Consider the following 19,311-nt stretch of genomic DNA (forward strand, 5'->3'; position numbering starts at 1 on the left):
CTTATCTTCCCAACCACGGCAGTGGATTGACCGCCTGACCCTGACGGCGAATTTCGAAATAGAGCGACGGTCTACCCTGACCGCCACTGTTGCCCACCAGAGCGATAGGCTGACCGGCGCGCACCTGTGTGCCAACGCTGACCAGCGCGCTTTGGTTATAACCGTACAGGCTCATATCGCCTTTACCGTGCTCGACCACGACTACCAGGCCGTAACCCTGAAGCCAGTCGGCAAGGATGACGCGCCCATCGGCGATGGCTTTCACTTCGGTGCCTTCCGCTGCGCTTATCACCATCCCCTTCCAACGTAGCTCACCTTGGAGCTGTTCGCCATATCGATGAAGCGTTGTGCCACGTACGGGCCAGAAAGCCTGACCACGTGGTGCGCCCAGGCCGCCGGTACGGGCCATCAGCGAACGTTCACTTTCGGAAGGTTTGTAGGTGGTGCCTTTACGGGTGGCTTCTTGCTGACGGTTGCGCACGGCTTCCGCTTCACGCGCTTCGCGTTCGGCGCGGGCTTTAGCAGCAGCCTCCGCGCGGGCAATGCTGCTCCGCAGACGGGATTCGTTGGCGCGCAGTTCGCCGAGTTGCTGTTGGCCTGCCTGAATGGAGGATTCGAGCCCGGAAATGGTTTTCTGACGTTCATTACGCGCCGCTTCGAGTTTGGCCTGCTGGGCTTTCTGCTCGTACAGCAGCGTTTGCTGTTCGCTCTGCTTCTCTTCAAGCTCGGTTTTCTGCGCGGCGACTTCTTCGCGGGTCTGCTTAAGCTCGGCGATAGTTTCCTGGCGTGCCTGGTTCAGGTAGCCAAAGTAGGCCTGCAGGCGTTGGCCGCGCTGGCTCTCTTCACCGCTGAGGATAAGCTGAATGCCGGTGTGCTCGCCCTGACGGAATGCGGCATCAAGCTGTGCGGCCAGATTACGCTCCTGCGCCGCCCGCTGTTTTTCCAGCTTGGCGATGGAGGCGTTCATCTCGGCAATCTGCGCGTTAAGCTGCGCCAGTGAGTTTTGCGTTTCACGGAGCTGACGCGCGGCGGCGGCAATGGCCTGTTCCTGCGCTTTAAGCTGGGCGAGAAGGGTAGCGCGTTGTTGTTGCTGTTGGCGTACCGCGCGCTCTTTGGCGGCGATATCGGCCTGAATAGACTGGAGCTGTGAACGGTCGTCCGCATGGGCGGGCGCGGCGCACAGCAATACGCCAGCGCTGAGCGCGCTGGCGTAGAACGTGGACCGAAGCGTCGCCTCGGCCCATTTAATGGAATAAATCGCCTTTCCCCTCATGGGGAGGGATTATTCCACGATGAACAGCGGCTTACCAGTCATCTGTTGCGGGATTTCCATCCCCATCAGCGTCAGCATGGTTGGCGCGATATCGGAGAGCTTGCCGCCTTCCACCGCTTTAACGGTTTTATCGCCAACGTAGATCAGCGGAACCGGCAGGCTGGTGTGTGCAGTGTGCGCCTGGCCGGTAGCCGGGTCACGCATCTGCTCAGCGTTGCCGTGGTCAGCGGTAACCAGCAGCTGGCCGCCTACTTTCTCGACCGCACGAGTCACTTCATCCAGGCAGTGATCCAGCGCTTCAACCGCTTTCACCGCAGCTTCCATCACGCCGGTATGGCCAACCATATCGCCGTTCGGATAGTTACAGATGATGGTGTCGTACTTACCGCTTTCGATAGCGGCAACCAGCTTCTCGGTCAGCTCAGCGGAGCTCATTTCCGGCTGCAGGTCGTAGGTCGCCACTTTCGGGGAGTTGATCAGGATGCGATCTTCGCCTTTGAACGGCTCTTCTACGCCGCCGTTGAAGAAGAAGGTCACGTGCGCGTATTTCTCGGTTTCGGAGATGCGCAGCTGCGTTTTCTCATGCTTCGCCATCCACTCACCGAAGGTATTTTCCAGGGAGGCTGGTGGGTAAGCGCAAGGTGCTTTGATGTCTGCTGCGTATTCGGTCAGCATGATGAAATCGCCCAGCTTCACTTCTTTGTGGCGTTTGAAGCCGTCGAAGTCGGCGTTCACGAACGCGCGGGTGATTTCACGCGCACGGTCAGCACGGAAGTTCATGAAGATCAGCGCATCGCCGTCTTCCATTGCGGCATCGGCCTGGCCGGCTGCACGGATAACGGTGGCTTTCACGAATTCATCGTTTTCATCGCGAGCGTAGGCAGCTTCCAGCGCGGCAACCGCGGTGTCAGCCTGGAATTCGCCTTTGGCTTCAACCAGCAGGTTGTAAGCTTGTTCAACGCGATCCCAACGGTTATCACGGTCCATCACATAGTAACGACCGATGATAGAGGCCACGCGGCCTTTGCCCAGCGCGGCAAATTTCTCTTCAAATTTCTGCAGGGAGCCATTGGCGCTGCGCGGTGGGGTGTCGCGACCGTCGAGGAACGCGTGCAGGTAGATTTTTTCTGCGCCACGTTCAGCGGCCAGCTCTACCATTGCCATGATGTGGTCTTCATGGCTGTGTACGCCACCGGCGGACAGCAGGCCCATGATGTGTACCGCTTTACCCGCAGCGACGGCTTTGTCTACCGCGCCAGACAGCACCGGATTAGCGAAGAAAGTGCGCTCTTTGATTTCGACGTCAAGACGGGTCAGGTCCTGATACACGATACGGCCTGCGCCCAGGTTCACGTGACCGACTTCAGAGTTACCCATCTGACCGTCTGGCAGACCGACTTCCAGGCCAGAAGCGTGGATCAGGGTATGCGGACGTTTTGCCCACAGCGCGTCCATAACCGGAGTTTTAGCGCTGTAAATAGCGTTATCCTGATGCTCTTCGCGGTAGCCGTAGCCATCCAGAATCACCAGTACCATAGGTTTTTTAGTAACCGACATTGCGACAACCTCATGCTCTAAAGACAGAAAATTTGCGTAATTTTACTACAGCTGAATCGATAAAATAACAACGAGAGATCAAAGAAAGCGGGGAGATGGGCGCTGAAAAACGTACAAAACCTCCCTTTTTTCCGTAGCACTCCGCAGAAAACACATTACATCGCGCGCGCTGGCTGTATTTGCGCCACGCCGCAGGTATACTCCATCCCTGGTTTTTAAACATTACACGTCGGGAGCTGTTACCCCCCATGCAAGAGATTATGCAATTTGTTGGTCGTCACCCTGTGCTGAGCATCGCGTGGATCGCGCTGCTGGCGGCCGTGCTGTTCACCACCTTTAAAGGGCTGATGTCTAAAGTTAAGGTCATCAACCGTGGTGAAGCGACCCGTTTGATTAACAAAGAAGACGCGATTGTCGTCGACCTGCGCCAGCGTGATGATTTCCGTAAAGGCCACATTGCCGGTTCCGTGAACCTGCTGCCGGCTGAAATCAAAGCCAACAACGTCGGCGAGCTGGAAAAACACAAAGACAAACCGGTTATCGTCACCGACGGCTCCGGCATGCAGGCAACTGAGTCTGCTAGCGCGCTGCTGAAAGCGGGCTTTGAAAAAGTCTTCGTACTGAAAGAAGGTATCGCAGGCTGGAGCGGTGAAAACCTGCCTCTGGTTCGCGGCAAATAATACCGACTCGTAGATCGGGTAACGTCAGGAGAGCTGTAATGGCCAAGATTGAAATCTATACCAAAGCGACATGCCCTTATTGCCATCGTGCAAAAGCGCTGCTGGCTGAAAAAGGCGTCACCTTCGAAGAACTGCCAATCGACGGCAACGCCGAAAAGCGCGAAGAGATGATTCAGCGCAGCGGCCGCACGACGGTTCCGCAGATTTTTATTGATGCACAGCACATTGGCGGCTGCGACGACTTGTATGCGCTTGATGCACGTGGTGGACTCGATCCCCTGCTGCGCTAATGCTTTGCGAAGCGTTCACGCCTGACCTGGGCGGGCGTGAGGCATTCCGCTTTTTTTAAGGACAACACGAAAGGGTTTTTACACATGTCAGAACAAAACAACGCAGAAATGGCTTTCCAGATTCAGCGCATTTACACCAAAGATGTTTCTTTCGAAGCACCAAATGCGCCACACGTTTTCCAGAAAGATTGGCAGCCAGAGGTTAAACTTGATCTTGATACCGCTTCCAACCAACTGGCTGACGGCGTGTATGAAGTGGTGCTGCGTGTCACCGTAACGGCGAGCCTTGGCGAAGAAACTGCGTTCCTGTGCGAAACTCAACAGGCGGGTATCTTCTCTATCGAAGGTATCGAAGGGACTCAGATGGCCCATTGCCTGGGTGCATACTGCCCGAACATCCTGTTCCCGTATGCGCGTGAATGCATCACCAGCCTGGTTTCCCGTGGGACTTTCCCACAGCTGAACCTTGCGCCGGTTAACTTTGATGCGCTGTTCATGAACTATCTGCAACAGCAGGCTGGCGAAGGTGCAGAACAACATCAGGATGCCTGATGAACGCACTTAATGCTTCAATGACTGTGATCGGTGCCGGCTCGTACGGCACCGCTCTTGCCATCACCGTGGCAAGAAATGGCCATCCGGTTATACTCTGGGGCCACGATCCCAACCATGTCGCGATGCTACAGCACGATCGCTGCAACGCGGCATTCCTTCCCGACGTTCCGTTCCCCGATACGCTCCACCTCGAAAGCGACCTAGCGACCGCGCTGGCCGCCAGTCGCGATATTCTGGTGGTGGTGCCAAGCCATGTATTTGGCGACGTATTACGTCAGATGAAACCGCTGCTGCGTCCTGATGCTCGTCTGGTCTGGGCAACGAAAGGGCTGGAGGCTGAAACTGGTCGCCTGCTGCAGGACGTGGCGCGTGAAGCGCTGGGCCCGGATATTCCGCTGGCGGTGATTTCTGGACCGACGTTTGCCAAAGAGCTGGCCGCCGGTTTGCCAACGGCGATTTCGCTGGCGGCGACGGACCCGGTCTTTGCCGACGATTTGCAGCAGCTGCTGCACTGCGGTAAGAGCTTCCGCGTGTATAGCAACCCGGATTTCATCGGCGTCCAGTTGGGCGGCGCGGTGAAAAACGTGATTGCGATTGGCGCAGGCATCTCTGACGGCATCGGCTTTGGCGCGAACGCGCGTACGGCGCTTATCACCCGTGGGTTGACTGAAATGTCACGCCTTGGCGTGGCGCTGGGTGCAGACCCGGTGACCTTTATGGGCATGGCAGGGCTCGGTGATTTAGTGCTGACCTGTACCGACAACCAGTCGCGCAACCGTCGTTTCGGTATGGCGCTCGGGAAAGGGGCACAGGTTCAGGAAGCGCAAGACAGTATTGGCCAGGTGGTCGAAGGTTACCGTAATACCAAAGAAGTCCGCGAGTTGGCGCACCGTGTAGGTGTCGAAATGCCAATAACCGAGGAAATTTATCAGGTATTATATTGCGGAAAAAACGCGCGCGAGGCAGCATTGACCTTATTAGGTCGTGCACGCAAGGATGAGCATAGCGGCAACTAATCGCAGGAAACCTTTGTCATCCCGACGATCCGGCAAGCGCAGACTTGCCGATCGTTCCAATATGTCTGGAGTAAGCAATGTCGTGTGAAGAACTGGAAATTGTCTGGAACAATATTAAAGCGGAAGCCAGGGCTCTGGCGGACTGTGAGCCTATGCTCGCCAGCTTCTATCATGCGACGCTACTCAAGCACGAAAATCTCGGCAGTGCCTTAAGCTACATGCTTGCCAACAAACTGGCTTCACCGATTATGCCCGCCATCGCCATTCGCGAAGTGGTAGAGGAAGCCTACGCCGCCGACCCGGAAATGATCGCCTCTGCCGCCTGTGATATCCAGGCCGTGCGCACCCGCGACCCGGCGGTCGACAAATACTCAACGCCGCTGCTGTACCTGAAAGGCTTCCACGCGTTACAAGCCTATCGCATTGGCCATTGGCTGTGGGGGCAAGGGCGACGCGCGCTGGCCATTTTCCTGCAAAATCAGGTATCGGTGTCGTTCCAGGTGGATATTCACCCAGCGGCGAAGATTGGCCGTGGCATCATGCTCGACCATGCGACCGGTATTGTAGTGGGTGAAACGGCCGTTATTGAAAACGACGTCTCTATCCTACAGTCCGTTACCCTTGGCGGTACCGGTAAAACCAGCGGCGACCGTCACCCAAAAATCCGCGAAGGCGTGATGATTGGCGCCGGGGCGAAGATCCTCGGCAATATCGAAGTAGGTCGCGGTGCGAAGATTGGCGCGGGTTCCGTGGTTCTTCAGCCTGTCCCACCACACACTACCGCGGCGGGTGTACCGGCGCGTATCGTTGGTAAGCCGGAGTCGGACAAACCGGCAATGGATATGGACCAGCACTTCAACGGCATCAACCACGGATTTGAGTACGGCGACGGGATTTGATTCTTTGCCCGGTGGCGCTGCGCTTACCGGGCCTACCACACCGTAGGCCGGATAAGGCGTAGCCGCCATCCGGCAAATATCAACTGCGCAATACCGCGCCCGGATACCCCAGCTGGCGCCACGCCTCATACACCACCACCGACACCGCGTTCGACAGGTTCATGCTGCGGCTATCCGGCATCATTGGAATACGAATTTTTTGCTCAGGCGGCAGTGCGTCCAGAATGGTCGCGGGCAGCCCGCGGGTTTCCGGACCAAACATCAGATAGTCACCGTCCTGATAGCTCACCGCGCTGTGCGCGGGCGTGCCTTTGGTGGTCAGGGCAAACAGACGCTGCGGATTTTCGCTCTCAACAAACGCGGCGTAATCGGCATAGCGCGTGACAGCGGTGAACTCGTGGTAGTCCAGCCCGGCGCGGCGTAGGCGTTTGTCGTCCCAGGCAAAGCCCATTGGTTCGATGATGTGCAGACGAAAACCGGTGTTGGCGCAAAGACGGATGATATTCCCGGTATTGGGCGGGATTTCAGGTTCGAATAAAACGATGTTAAGCATGCTGCCCCCTTGGATTGCGGGGGGCAGGATAGCAGAATTTGGGGAAACCCTCACCCCGGCCCTCTACCTGAAAGGGAGAGGGAGAAGAACCGGTCCGCGAGCGAGCAAACGATACAAAACCGTCCCCTCGCCCCTCTGGGGAGAGGGTTAGGGTGAGGGGGGAAACCGTACAGACCTACGCCGCGCTCCCCTGCTGAATAGCCCCAAACGCCTGCGCCACTTCCGCACTCTGCACCAGCGAATCGCGGCTAATCTCGTTAATCGATTTTGCCCCTGTCAGCGTCATCGCCACCTTCATCTCTTTCTCAACCAGATTCAGCAGGTTAGCGACACCCGCTTGGCCGTGAGTCGCGAGCGCATACAAATACGCACGTCCCAGCAGCACGCTATCTGCGCCCAGCGCAATCATGCGCACTACGTCCAGACCGTTACGAATACCGCTGTCGGCCAGGATCGTAATATCGCCTTTTACGGCGTCAGCAATTGCCGGTAGCGCGCGGGCGGAGGAGAGTACGCCGTCAAGCTGACGGCCGCCATGGTTAGAGACAACGATCCCGTCGGCGCCGAAGCGTACCGCGTCGCGGGCATCTTCCGGGTCGAGGATCCCTTTGATCACCATCGGGCCATCCCAGAATTCGCGGATCCACTCCAGGTCTTTCCACGAAATAGACGGATCGAAGTTATTCGCCAGCCAGCCGATGTAATCTTCCAGCCCGGTTGGTTTGCCGAGGTAGGTGGAGATATTGCCTAAATCGTGCGGACGACCGTTCAGACCGACGTCCCATGCCCATTGTGGATGTGTGGCGGCCTGCCAGTAGCGGCGCATGGCGGCGTTCGGGCCGCTCATGCCGGAGTGCGCATCGCGGTAGCGCGCGCCTGGGGTTGGCATATCGACGGTAAAGACCAACGTTGAACAGCCTGCCGCTTTGGCGCGCTCCAGGGCGTTGCGCATAAAGCCGCGATCGCGCAGAACGTACAGCTGGAACCACATCGGGCGCTTGATGGTCGGCGCGACCTCTTCAATCGGGCAGACTGACACGGTGGAAAGCGTAAACGGAATGCCTTTGGCATCGGCGGCGGCGGCGGCCTGAACCTCACCGCGACGAGCGTACATGCCGCACAGACCAACCGGCGCCAGCGCCACCGGCATCGAGAGCTGCTCTTTGAACAGCGTGGTTTCGAGGCTCAGGTCGGACATATTTCTCAGGATGCGCTGACGCAGCGCCACATCTGACAGGTCTTCCACGTTGCGGCGCAGGGTGTGTTCCGCATACGCGCCACCGTCAATGTAGTGGAACAGAAACGGCGGCAGAATGCGCTGGGCAGCGGCACGGTAGTCACTCGCGGCGGAAATAATCATGCTTTTTTCTCCCTGGAAAGTTCAGTGTGGTCGTCGGGCAGGCGGGTACTCCGCGCCTGGCGGGCCAGGTCTTCATCAAAACGTTTAATAGTGGTGTGGACAAAGCCGAGGTGCGCCATCATCGCCTGACGCGCGCCTTCAGCATCGCCAGCGGTAATGGCGTCGAGGATGGCCAGATGCTGTTCGGTGAGCTTCGCAAAGACCGGCGGCACCAGATACATGCGCTCGCGGCTCTGAATAACCGAAGACTGCAGCAGGTCGAAAAAGCCGCGCATGGTTTGCAGCAGCACCACGTTATGGGACGCCTCGGCAATGGCCAGATGAAAGCGAACGTCGGCCTGTGAGGCGAGGTCCGGGTCGTCGCTTTGTGTCGCTTCAAAGCAGAGGCGGATTTTTTCTTTATCGGCATCGGTCGCGCGCATCGCGGCGTACCATGCGGTGCTGGCTTCAATGGCGTGGCGGGCTTCGAGGATATCGAAGCTGTAGTCCGGGTCATCGGCCAGCAGAGTTTTCAGCGGTTGCACAATATTCTGTTCAGACCAGCCCTCATGCTGCCAGCGCACGAAGGTGCCGCCGCCGCGACGGCTGAGCAGCAATCCTTCGCTCACCAGCTTCGCCAGCGCTTCGCGCAGAGAGTTGCGCGAGACGCCAAGCTGGGCTGCCAGCTTTCTTTCGGCGGGTAATCGCATCCCCGCCTCCAGTTGCTGTTCTTCAATCAATGCCCGCACGCGGCAGGCGACATCGTCTGACAGACGTTTGGGCAGTATTATCACGGAATCATCCAGGTTAAGACGTAAGCCTGCAGCGTCGTTATCACGCCCACCATACAGGTGAAGATCAGGCTGTGTTTCACGGTAAAGCGGAACAGGTCAGACTCTTTACCCACCAGGCCGACCGCCGCACAGGCAATGGCGATAGACTGCGGTGAAATCATCTTCCCGGTCACGCCGCCGGTGGTGTTGGCCGCAACCAGCAGCACGTCCGACACGCCAATTTGCTGCGCGGCGGTAGCCTGAAGCGCGGCGAACAATGCGTTGGAGGAGGTGTCTGAACCAGTCAGGAACACGCCGAGCCAACCGAGGAACGGTGAGAAGAAGGTAAAGGCGTGACCGGTATGCGCCAGCGCCAGTGCCAGCGTCGACGACAGGCCGGAGTAATTCGAAATAAAGGCGAACGCCAGCACCATGCCGATGGAGTAAATCGGTAACGCCAGCTCTTTCAGCGTGGAGCCGAAGGTGTTGATAGCCTCTTTCGGCTTCATACGCAGCCAGACGATAGAGAGCAGGGCGGCAAACAGAATCGCGGTGCCGGTGGCGGAAAGCCAGTCGAACTTATACACCGCCACATAGGCGGTCGCCTGGCTAACAACCGGCGGCATGCGTGCAACCATCTTGTCGAGGAACGGTACCGAGATGTTGATAACCAGATCGTACATCGCGCCGCCTGGGGCGAATAACGCTTTAAACGGCGGAATGCTCCACAGCGTGACGGTCGCGGTCAGGAACAGGAACGGTGACCAGGCGCGAACCACTTGTCCTGCGGTGTAGCGGGTGCGCGACAGATCCATATCGACCTGCGAAGCGCCCATATCGCCAAAGCGGAAAATACGCACCGGCTGCCAGCGCTTGAGGAACAGCGTCAGGCACACCAGTGACACCAGCGAAGAGATAATGTCCGGCAGTTCCGGCCCGAGGAAGTTAGAGCTGAGGTACTGGGCGATAGCAAACGAGCCACCCGCCACCATCACCGCCGGCCAGGTCTCTTTGACGCCGCGCCAGCCATCCATAATCGCCATGATCCAGAACAGTACGATAATCGTCAGGAACGGCAGCTGACGGCCAACCATCTGACCGATGTGGAAACTATCAAGCCCGGTCACCTGACCGGCAACCAGAATCGGAATGCCCATCGCACCGAACGCCACCGGCGCGGTGTTGACGATAAGGCACAGGCCCGCGGCATACAGCGGGTTAAAGCCAAGGCCAACCAGCAGCGCGGCGGTAATCGCCACCGGTGCGCCAAAGCCCGCCGCCCCTTCGAGGAATGCGCCGAAGGAGAAGCCAACAATCAGCATTTGCAGACGCTGGTCTGGCGTAATCGACAGGATCGACGAACGAATAATGTCGAACTGCCCGGTCTTCACCGAGATTTTGTAGACGAAAACGGCGGCGATAATTATCCAGGCAATTGGCCACAGGCCGTAGAAGAAGCCGTAAACAACCGAGGCCAGGGCGCGGTCGACCGGCATCTTGTAAAACAGCAGCGCCACGGCCAGCGCGATAAACACCGTCCAGCTTGCCGCGACATAGCCTTTCAGCTTTAGCTTAATCAGCGCGAAGAAGAAGAACAGAATCGGAAGCGATGCTATCAGGCTGGATAACCAGATATTCCCAGCCGGATCGTAGTTTTGTTGCCAGAGGCTCATGCAGGTCTCCAGGGGGCCACACGCGCCGGTTGCGGTGAGTCTATGCTCAGCTCTGCGTCACGGTTTGTGTAAAAGTGGCCCTGCCAATATGGTGATGTAGGGATAATGCCAATGAATGGTTAACTAATTGTTATGTTCTAGCAATCGCTTTGTGATTAAAGATTATGGAAGTGTGAACCAATAGAGATTTGGTTGTGAAATTGGTTGGGCCAATTGGTTTGGGGATTGCAGAGGAAAACAAAACCTTCCCCCGGGCGGGAGAAGGTTAAGGGGAGGGGAATCAGAACTCGCTCTTGGCGAACCCTGTCATCTCCTGCAGACCCATTTCGCGGCCAAGCGCGCTCATTGGGTGCACGACAACCAGACCACGGACGCTTTTCTTCAGCTTGCCCATGTCGGCCTGTTCTTTTTTGGTAATCGCGCGGCTGAACGGCAGTTTAGTCAGCTGCTGCGCTTCTTTGCTGAGTTTCTGAGTGCGGACTTCACGCAGACGCGCGATTTCCGTTTCAAGTTTGGTTTTTTCAACCTCAAGCTCGGCGTACTTCTCGGCACCTTCTACCAGAGACAGCGCGGCCTGCTGGTGGCGGATAGCATCAAGCATGTCGCTCAGGCGTTTAATTTCGTTCTTTTCGATTTCTTTCATGTTGCTGGTATCTGATAACAAAATAGACGTAATAACCCCTAGTATGCGCGTTGTAGCTCATTTCTGGTAGTTAATTATACAAAATGGAGAAGTTTCTTCGCGTGATAATAAGTATGTTACTTATCTAACGATATGAATTTAAAGGTAATATCAAAAATGAGTTAACACGATCGCTTTTTTGAAAATAAGCGATAAAAATCCGCACATTTTCCTCAACCGCCTGGCGTCTTTTTATCCATTCTTAGAATAAGGTTAATCGATGAGGAGGACATGCGATGAGCAATAAAATGGGTGAAAACATTCCGCGGATTATCGATAAGGCCGTCGATTTCATGGCCTCCAGCCAGGCATTTGTCGAGTATCTGCATAAGAAACCGGAAAATAATCAGGTGCCTAATGACATACCGGAGGACAAAGCCGAGATGTTCCTTGAGCGTCTGGCCTACTATCGCAACCTGTATCGTCCTGTCGATACAGAGAAAAAATAGCGTCGCTATCGCGGCGGGCTAGCGTTTACTTCAAGCATGTCGTCCATGCATTTTGTGCATGGCAGTTGGATACATTATCTCTATCTGGAGAACCAAGCAGGTAAAAACCAGAAGGCGAAAGCAGCGAGCTGAGCCATACTGATTACTTTGTTGGCGCAAAGGAGATGATGATGAAACTGGTCGGCAGCTACACCAGCCCATTTGTACGCAAAATATCGGTCCTCTTACTGGAAAAGGGGATCGCCTTTGAGTTTGTTAACGAACAGCCCTACAACGCCGAAAACGGCGTGGCACAGTACAACCCGCTAGGTAAGGTGCCCGCGCTGGTGACGGACGACGGCCAGTGCTGGTTTGATTCGCCGATTATCGCCGAGTACATCGAGCTGTTGGGCGTGGCGCCGGAGATGGTGCCGCGTGAACCGCTTGCCGCACTGAAAGTGCGCCAGATGGAATCGCTGGCTGACGGCATTATGGATGCTGGCCTTGCCTCTGTACGTGAACAGGCGCGTCCGGCAGCACAACAATCGGAAGCCGAAGTGCTGCGCCAGCGTGAGAAGATAAGCCGCAGCCTGGATGCGCTGGAAGGCTATCTGGCCGACGGTACGCTGAAGACTGACACCCTGAACCTCGCGACCATCGCTATTGCCTGCGCGATTGGCTATCTGAACTTCCGCCGCATTGCGCCGGGCTGGTGCGTGGAGAGACCTCACCTTGTGAAATTGGCGGAAACGCTCTTCCTGCGTGAGAGTTTTGCGCGCACCGAACCGCCAAAGGCTTGATTGAACGCTATAACGCGGAGCCGCTGTACATTGTACAATCCCTCCCTTATGACTCCCTCTCCCGTCGGGAGGGGTAACATTTAACCGTCAGGCCGACTCATGACTACCGATACCCGTTCGCTCTACAGCCAGCTTCCCGCGACCGATCGCCTGCTCCGCGATCCCGCTTTTGCCCGTTTACTTGATGCCCACGGCCACTCGCAGGTGGTGGAACAGCTTCGCCAGATGCAGGATGAGGCGCGCCTTTGCATTCGTGAGCAGCAGACGCTCCCCGCCTGGAGCGCGGATTGGTCGCAGGAGACGCAGCGTCGTCTGAGCCGCGATGCGCAAAGCGCATTACGCCCGGTAATCAACCTGACGGGCACCGTATTGCATACCAACCTTGGACGCGCGCAGCAGGCGCAGGCGGCGATTGATGCCGTCACCCAGGCGATGCGCGACCCGGTGACGCTGGAATATGATTTAGACGGCGCAGGACGCGGCCACCGCGACCGTGCGCTGGCCGACCTGCTGTGCCGGATAACCGGCGCGGAAGATGCCTGTATCGTGAATAACAACGCCGCGGCGGTACTGCTGATGCTGGCAGCAACGGCAAGCGGTAAAGAAGTGGTCGTTTCACGCGGCGAACTGGTGGAGATTGGCGGTGCGTTTCGCATTCCCGACGTGATGCGTCAGGCTGGCTGCGTACTGCATGAAGTTGGCACCACTAACCGTACTCATGCGAAAGATTACCGTCAGGCATTTAACGATAACACCGCGTTGCTGATGAAGGTGCATACCAGCAACTACAGCATTGAAGGCTTTACCAAATCGGTAGAAGAAGCGGAGCTGGCGGAGATTGGCCGCGAGCTTGGCGTGCCGGTGGTGGCGGATCTCGGCAGCGGTTCGCTTATCGATCTCAGCCGTTACGGTCTGCCGAAAGAACCGATGCCGCAGGAGATGATTGCCGCAGGCGTGAGTCTGGTTAGTTTTTCCGGTGATAAACTGCTTGGCGGCCCGCAGGCCGGCATTATCGTCGGCAAAAAAGCGTTGATAGCCCAGCTACAGCAGCATCCGCTCAAGCGCGCGCTGCGTGCCGATAAAATGACATTGGCCGCGCTGGAAGCCACCTTACGCTTGTATTTACACCCGGAAAAGCTGGCGGCTGAACTCCCGACCCTGCGCCTGTTAAGCCGCACGGAAGAAGAGATTCACCAGCAGGCGCTGCGCCTGCGTGAACCGCTGAGTCAGCGCTATGGCGATGAGTTTGCGGTGCAGGTGATGCCGTGTGCGTCGCAGATTGGCAGCGGTTCCCTGCCGTCCGAAAGCCTGCCGAGCGCGGCGATTGCGCTGACCCCGCTGGATGGTAAAGGGAGCCGACTTGAAGCGCTCTCTACCGCCTGGCGTAGCCTGCCCGTCCCGGTGATTGGCCGAATTTATGATGGGCGTCTTTGGCTTGATTTGCGCTGCCTTGAAGATGAACCCCGTTTCCTGGAGATGTTGCTGAAATGATTATTGCCACCGCCGGTCACGTTGACCACGGCAAAACCACCCTGCTGCAGGCGATCACCGGCATTAACGCCGACCGCCTGCCGGAAGAGAAATCCCGCGGTATGACGATTGACCTCGGCTACGCCTACTGGCCGCAGCCTGATGGTCGCGTACTGGGCTTTATCGACGTGCCCGGGCATGAAAAATTCCTCTCCAATATGCTGGCTGGCGTTGGCGGCATTGACCACGCTCTGCTGGTGGTGGCATGTGATGACGGCGTGATGGCGCAAACCCGTGAACATCTGGCGATTCTCCAGCTGACGGGTAACCCGACGCTGACCGTGGCGCTAACCAAGGTGGATCGCGTAGATACTGCCCGTATCGACGACGTTCGCCGTGAAGTTGCCGATGTACTGCGTGAATACGGTTTTGAGCAGGCGACGCTGTTTGAAACCGCTGCCACGGAAAACCGCGGCATTGACGAGCTGCGCGACCATTTGCGCCAGTTGAGCGCTCGCGAACATCCGGAGAATCAGCGTTTTCGTCTGGCGATTGACCGCGCGTTTACCGTTAAGGGCGCAGGGCTGGTAGTGACCGGTACGGCGCTGTCGGGCGATGTGCGTGTGGGCGACACTTTATGGCTGACCGGCATGGACACGCCGATGCGCGTTCGCGGTCTGCATGCGCAGAACCAGCCGGTGGAGCAGGCCCACGGCGGCCAGCGTATTGCGCTGAATATCGCCGGTGCGGCGCAAAAAGAAGATCTTAACCGCGGAGATTGGCTGCTGAGTGAGGCACCGCCTGCGCCGTCCGAGCGGGTGATTGTCGAGCTGCAAAGCCACGTGCCGCTGACCCAGTGGCAGCCGCTGCACATTCACCATGCGGCCAGCCATATCACCGGTCGCGTGTCGCTGCTGGAAGATAATCTGGCCGAACTGGTGCTCGATGCGCCGCTGTGGCTGGCGGATAACGACCGGCTGGTACTGCGCGATATCTCGGCAAAAGTGACGCTGGCTGGGGCGCGCGTGGTGACGCTCAACTCGCCGCGCCGTGGTAAGCGCAAGCCCGAGTATCTGGCGTGGGTTGCCGCGCTGGCGCTGGCCAAAGAAGATGCGCAGGCGCTGGCAGTCCATTTGACCCGCGATGCGGTGAATCTGCGTGATTTTGCCTGGGCGCGCCAGTTGAGTACCCAGGGTCTTGAGAAACTGATTGCCCAGCCGGGCTTTATTCTCGCGGGCGACAGCCTGCTGGATGCGCCGCTGGCGGCCCGCTGGCAGCGGAAACTGATGGACGCGCTGGCGACCTATCATGAGCAGCATAAAGATGAGCCGGGCCCAGGTCGCGAGCGTTTACGCCGTATCGCTCTGCCGATGGAAGACGAAGCGCTGGTGCTGACGCTTATTGAGCAGATGCGTGAAAGCGGCGTGATTGCTAGCCATCACGGCTGGCTGCATCTGCCGGATCATAAAGCCGGATTTACCGACGAGCAGCAGGCGGTGTGGCAGAAAGCCGCGCCGCTGTTTGGCGACGAACCCTGGTGGGTGCGTGACCTGGCAACGCAAACCGGCACCGATGAGAACACCATGCGTAGCGTATTACGCCTGGCGGCGCAGCAGGGGATGATTACCGCGATTGTCAAAGACCGCTATTACCGCAACGACCGGATAGTGACCTTTGCGAGTATGATCCGCGAACTCGATCAGGAAAAAGGCTCAACCTGCGCGGCGGACTTCCGCGACAAGCTTAATGTAGGTCGTAAGCTGGCGATTCAAATTCTCGAATATTTTAACCGTATTGGTTTTACCCGCCGTCGTGGGAATGACCATTTATTACGCGATGCGCTACTGTTCCCGGATAATAAAAATTAACAAAACAGTGCGAAAATATATAAAACATAATACATAGATATATAAAAATCTAAAAAGCATGCCATAAACAATAACATGGCGTGCTTTTTATTTTTTCCATAGACGAAAATGCCAACTTGATCGGGTTTTCTCGACGAATATTGCTATAGCCTCAACAGCCTGCTTATTAAATAAAGGAACTATCATGGCTGCATCGACTTTTTTCATTCCATCTGTGAATGTCATCGGTAATGGCGCGTTAAATGACGCAATGAACACAATGAAAGAGTACGGCTATCGTCGTGCGCTGATTGTCACCGATGCAGTGCTGAACAAGCTGGGCGTGGCGGGCAATATCCAGAAACGTCTGCAGGAATTCGACATCCTGAGCGTGGTGTTCGATGGCACCCATCCGAACCCAACAACGGTCAACGTTGAAGAGGGGCTGGAAATGCTGCGCGCCAATGATTGCGATTGCGTCATCTCTCTGGGCGGTGGTTCTCCGCACGACTGCGCGAAAGGGATCGCGCTGGTGGCCTCGAACGGTGGCGATATTCGTGACTACGAAGGCGTTGACCGCTCTGCGAAACCACAGCTGCCGATGATCGCGATTAACACCACCGCGGGTACGGCGTCTGAAATGACCCGTTTCTGCATCATCACTGATGTAACGCGTCATATCAAAATGGCGATTGTCGACAAACATGTGACGCCAGTGCTGTCAGTGAACGACTCTTCCCTGATGGAAGGTATGCCGAAAGGGCTGACCGCCGCCACCGGTATGGATGCGCTGACTCACGCGATTGAAGCCTACGTTTCTATCGCCGCAACGCCGATTACCGATGCCTGCGCGCTGAAAGCGATCCCCATGATTGTTGAAAACCTGCCGACTGCCGTTGAAAACGGTAGCAACAGCGAAGCGCGTGAAGCGATGGCCTATGCGCAGTTCCTGGCGGGCATGGCGTTTAACAACGCTTCCCTGGGCTACGTTCACGCGATGGCGCACCAGTTGGGCGGTTTCTACGACCTGCCGCACGGTGTATGTAACGCGGTGCTGCTGCCGCACGTTCAGGTGTTCAACAGCAAAGTGGCTGCGGCACGTCTGCGTGATTGCGCGAAGGCGATGAATATCGACGTGAGCGCAATGAACGACGAGCAGGGCGCGGCGGCATGCGTTGACGCAATTCGTAAACTGGCGCGTCAGGTGAATATTCCAGCCGGTCTGCGTGACCTGAACGTGAAAGAAGAGGATATCCCGGTGCTGGCAACCAACGCGCTGAAAGATGCGTGCGGTTTCACCAACCCTATCCAGGCGACCCACGAAGAGATCATGGCGATTTTCCGCGCTGCGATGTAATTCTGGCTCAGTATTAAAAAAAGCAGAACGTTCGCGTTCTGCTTTTTTTGTGTCTGACATCATTGTAGCCCGGCCAAGCGCAGGGCCGCCGGGAGAGGTCCGTAGGCCTGATAAGCACAGCGCCATCAGGCAACAGACCGCACAATCATCCAGCCTGTTTCTCTTCGTTAACCCAGATACGCATTTCCCCTTCACCTCGGTTGGCCCAGCTAAACCACGGAATAAAGGTCAGCGTCTGCGTCTGACGCTCGGCGGGCGCCGTATCGTAATGCCACAATGACTGTTGTTCTGGATGACGCGTGGCGTATTTCACGCCCTGCGCTTGTAACAGCACCTTGTGGGCGAAAATGCCTTTGCCTTCCAGCTCGGTAAACGTTGCGTTATCCGGCAACCATAGATTATGCAGTTCCTCGCCGTTATCGGCCTGCTCCAGGCAGTAGACCAGCGGCCCGCGCTGAACGGCGACTTTCCCGGCGACGTGGCGCACCAGCGGGTTGCCATAAACGCGGCGTACCGGCATTGGCATCGTCAGGGTGAGCGTATCGCCTTCAACCCAGGTACGGGTGATATGCAGATAGCCTTTTTTCACCGTTCCGGCGACGTCACGACCGTTCAGCGCTACCTGCGGCGCGCTGCACCAGTCCGGCAGACGCAGCGCCAGGGTGTGGTTTACCGGATCCGGGGAATCAATAGCGATCTTTACCTGATCCTGCCATGGGTAGTTGCCGCTAATGCGCAAACGCAGCGTCTGGTCGTTCACCGGCACTTCCGTACTGTTACCGATGTAGAGGTTTACATACAGAGCATCTTCCCGCGGCGTGTAGATGTAGTGGCCGATGGAGGTCAGCACGCGGGTGATATTCGGCGGGCAGCAGGCGCAGCCGAACCAACGCTGGCGCACCGGCTTCACGTGGTCATAAATGTGGTTAAATTGCAGCGTTTTCGGGTGCACTTCTAGCGGGTTAACGTAGAAGAAGTGCTTGCCGTCCAGCGCCATGCCGCCGAGCACCGTGTTGTATAGGGCACGTTCCATGACGTCGGCGTACTGGCTGTCACCTTCCATTTCCAGCATGCGGCGAGCAAACATCATCAGGCCGATCGAAGCGCAGCTTTCAGCATAGACCGTATCGTTCGGCAGGTCGTAGTCACTGCTGAAGGCCTCACCGCTGCTCTGTGAGCCGATACCGCCGGTAATGTACAGTTGGCGCTGCGCCATGTTGTTCCAAAGACGCAGGCAGTCCTGACGTTTACTTTCATCGTTGCTCAGTCGGGCAAGGTGCGCCACGCCGGTCATCAGGTAGACAAAACGCACCGCGTGGCCGATGGCGGTTTGCTGCTCGGCAAGCGGTTGGTGCGCCTGGCTATAAGCTTTGTCTTTCACCATCCAGGCCGGGCCGTAGGTATTCCAGTAGGAGGTTTTACCGCGCTTTTCGTACTCATCATCATAGAAATGCGGCTGTTTACCGCGCTCTTCGACAAAGTAGTTCACCAGCGCCATGTAACGTGGTTCCTGAGTCACTTCGTACAGGCGCATCAGCGCCAGTTCAATCTCTGGATGTCCAGGGTAGCCGTGAATTTGTTGCTCACCGGTGCCGAAGACCTGATGGATATGGTCGGCCAGGCGACATACCACCTCCAGCAGGCGGCGCTTGCCGGTGGCCTGGAAGAAGGCCACGCCCGCTTCAATCATATGCCCGGCGCAGTAAAGCTCATGGCATTCGGCCAGATTGGTCCAGCGCTCTCCTGGCGCCTTCGCCGTGAAGTAGGTATTGAGATAGCCATCTTCACACTGGGCCGCGGCAACCAGCTCGATAACCTCATCGGCGGTACGTTCCAGCTCGGCATCCGGCTTCTGGCACAGCGACCATGCGACGGCTTCCAGCCATTTCGCCACGTCGCTGTCCTGGAAGACCATGCCGTAAAATTCTCCCTCCTGCAGCCCGGCGGCGATGCGGAAGTTCTCTATCGCGTGGCTTGGCTCAGCGTCGTCTATCCGGTCATTCAGCGCATCCCACTGATAGGGGATCACTACATCGCGCACCAGTTGTTGATATTGGGCGAAGAACGGATCGTTCACTTTCAACGTATGTAAATCGACTTCCATAACGGACATGACAAA

General features: G+C 57.0%; 18 protein-coding genes. 10 read left to right on the forward strand and 8 right to left on the reverse strand.

Translation table 11 applies throughout. The annotated features are described in order from the left end of the window. Position 1 precedes the first annotated feature (1 nt). Positions 2 to 1,273, reverse strand: coding sequence for a murein hydrolase activator EnvC (gene envC, locus RDN66_RS13395; RefSeq protein WP_035894699.1), 1,272 nt, complete (start codon positions 1,271 to 1,273; stop codon positions 2 to 4). Positions 1,274 to 1,282: 9 nt separating this feature from the next. Further along, on the reverse strand, positions 1,283 to 2,830 hold the full coding sequence (gene gpmM, locus RDN66_RS13400) for a 2,3-bisphosphoglycerate-independent phosphoglycerate mutase (protein ID WP_308537914.1): 1,548 nt from the start codon (positions 2,828 to 2,830) through the stop codon (positions 1,283 to 1,285). Between the two features lie 248 nt (positions 2,831 to 3,078). On the opposite strand from gpmM, the gene RDN66_RS13405 reads away from it, so the two are divergent. From RDN66_RS13405 to cysE, 5 genes are all read left to right on the forward strand, one after another. Beyond that, positions 3,079 to 3,510, forward strand: a complete 432-nt coding sequence (locus RDN66_RS13405; protein WP_035894704.1) for a rhodanese-like domain-containing protein — start codon at positions 3,079 to 3,081, stop codon at positions 3,508 to 3,510. A gap of 38 nt (positions 3,511 to 3,548) precedes the next feature. Continuing rightward, positions 3,549 to 3,800 (forward strand): glutaredoxin 3, encoded by a 252-nt coding sequence (grxC, locus tag RDN66_RS13410; RefSeq protein ID WP_035894705.1) that lies wholly within the window; start codon positions 3,549 to 3,551, stop codon positions 3,798 to 3,800. Positions 3,801 to 3,884: 84 nt separating this feature from the next. Beyond that, entirely contained in the window at positions 3,885 to 4,352 is a 468-nt protein-coding gene (secB, locus tag RDN66_RS13415; protein WP_035894706.1) for a protein-export chaperone SecB, read from the forward strand. Continuing rightward, positions 4,352 to 5,371 carry an NAD(P)H-dependent glycerol-3-phosphate dehydrogenase gene (gpsA, locus tag RDN66_RS13420; RefSeq protein ID WP_202216980.1) on the forward strand — a complete coding sequence of 340 codons (1,020 nt, stop codon included), beginning with the start codon at positions 4,352 to 4,354 and terminating at the stop codon, positions 5,369 to 5,371. Before secB ends, gpsA begins: the two co-directional genes overlap by 1 nt. Positions 5,372 to 5,448: 77 nt before the next feature. After that, complete coding sequence (cysE, locus tag RDN66_RS13425; RefSeq protein ID WP_035894708.1) at positions 5,449 to 6,270, forward strand: serine O-acetyltransferase; 822 nt, start codon at positions 5,449 to 5,451, stop codon at positions 6,268 to 6,270. 79 nt (positions 6,271 to 6,349) lie between these two features. Here the strand turns inward: cysE and trmL are convergent, their stop codons facing one another. From trmL to RDN66_RS13450, 5 genes are all read right to left on the reverse strand, one after another. Continuing rightward, positions 6,350 to 6,823 (reverse strand): tRNA (uridine(34)/cytosine(34)/5-carboxymethylaminomethyluridine(34)-2'-O)-methyltransferase TrmL, encoded by a 474-nt coding sequence (gene trmL / locus RDN66_RS13430; protein ID WP_123651055.1) that lies wholly within the window; start codon positions 6,821 to 6,823, stop codon positions 6,350 to 6,352. A gap of 175 nt (positions 6,824 to 6,998) precedes the next feature. Next, on the reverse strand, positions 6,999 to 8,183 hold the full coding sequence (gene lldD, locus RDN66_RS13435) for an FMN-dependent L-lactate dehydrogenase LldD (protein ID WP_035894710.1): 1,185 nt from the start codon (positions 8,181 to 8,183) through the stop codon (positions 6,999 to 7,001). Then, entirely contained in the window at positions 8,180 to 8,956 is a 777-nt protein-coding gene (lldR, locus tag RDN66_RS13440) for a transcriptional regulator LldR (protein WP_202216981.1), read from the reverse strand. The genes lldD and lldR overlap by 4 nt, the downstream gene beginning before the upstream one ends. Next, on the reverse strand, positions 8,953 to 10,608 hold the full coding sequence (gene lldP / locus RDN66_RS13445; protein ID WP_308537915.1) for an L-lactate permease: 1,656 nt from the start codon (positions 10,606 to 10,608) through the stop codon (positions 8,953 to 8,955). The genes lldR and lldP overlap by 4 nt, the downstream gene beginning before the upstream one ends. A gap of 280 nt (positions 10,609 to 10,888) precedes the next feature. Next, entirely contained in the window at positions 10,889 to 11,251 is a 363-nt protein-coding gene (locus RDN66_RS13450) for a YibL family ribosome-associated protein (protein WP_035897274.1), read from the reverse strand. A gap of 275 nt (positions 11,252 to 11,526) precedes the next feature. On the opposite strand from RDN66_RS13450, the gene RDN66_RS13455 reads away from it, so the two are divergent. The 5 genes from RDN66_RS13455 to yiaY all read left to right on the forward strand — a co-directional run bounded on the left by RDN66_RS13455 (position 11,527) and on the right by yiaY (position 17,192). After that, positions 11,527 to 11,739, forward strand: coding sequence for a hypothetical protein (locus RDN66_RS13455; protein ID WP_123651059.1), 213 nt, complete (start codon positions 11,527 to 11,529; stop codon positions 11,737 to 11,739). Positions 11,740 to 11,909: 170 nt separating this feature from the next. Then, on the forward strand, positions 11,910 to 12,518 hold the full coding sequence (locus RDN66_RS13460) for a glutathione S-transferase (protein ID WP_123651079.1): 609 nt from the start codon (positions 11,910 to 11,912) through the stop codon (positions 12,516 to 12,518). Positions 12,519 to 12,617: 99 nt separating this feature from the next. After that, on the forward strand, positions 12,618 to 14,009 hold the full coding sequence (selA, locus tag RDN66_RS13465; RefSeq protein ID WP_202216982.1) for an L-seryl-tRNA(Sec) selenium transferase: 1,392 nt from the start codon (positions 12,618 to 12,620) through the stop codon (positions 14,007 to 14,009). Next, on the forward strand, positions 14,006 to 15,856 hold the full coding sequence (selB, locus tag RDN66_RS13470; RefSeq protein ID WP_308537916.1) for a selenocysteine-specific translation elongation factor: 1,851 nt from the start codon (positions 14,006 to 14,008) through the stop codon (positions 15,854 to 15,856). Before selA ends, selB begins: the two co-directional genes overlap by 4 nt. Positions 15,857 to 16,040: 184 nt before the next feature. Beyond that, positions 16,041 to 17,192 (forward strand): L-threonine dehydrogenase, encoded by a 1,152-nt coding sequence (gene yiaY / locus RDN66_RS13475; RefSeq protein WP_202216983.1) that lies wholly within the window; start codon positions 16,041 to 16,043, stop codon positions 17,190 to 17,192. A 145-nt stretch (positions 17,193 to 17,337) separates the two neighbouring features. Here the strand turns inward: yiaY and RDN66_RS13480 are convergent, their stop codons facing one another. Continuing rightward, positions 17,338 to 19,305, reverse strand: coding sequence for a glycoside hydrolase family 127 protein (locus RDN66_RS13480; protein ID WP_202216984.1), 1,968 nt, complete (start codon positions 19,303 to 19,305; stop codon positions 17,338 to 17,340). Between the last annotated feature and the right edge of the window lie 6 nt (positions 19,306 to 19,311).

The organism is uncultured Kluyvera sp. (assembly GCF_902485085.1).
In the GTDB taxonomy this organism is placed as follows: Bacteria; Pseudomonadota; Gammaproteobacteria; order Enterobacterales; family Enterobacteriaceae; genus Kluyvera; species Kluyvera ascorbata.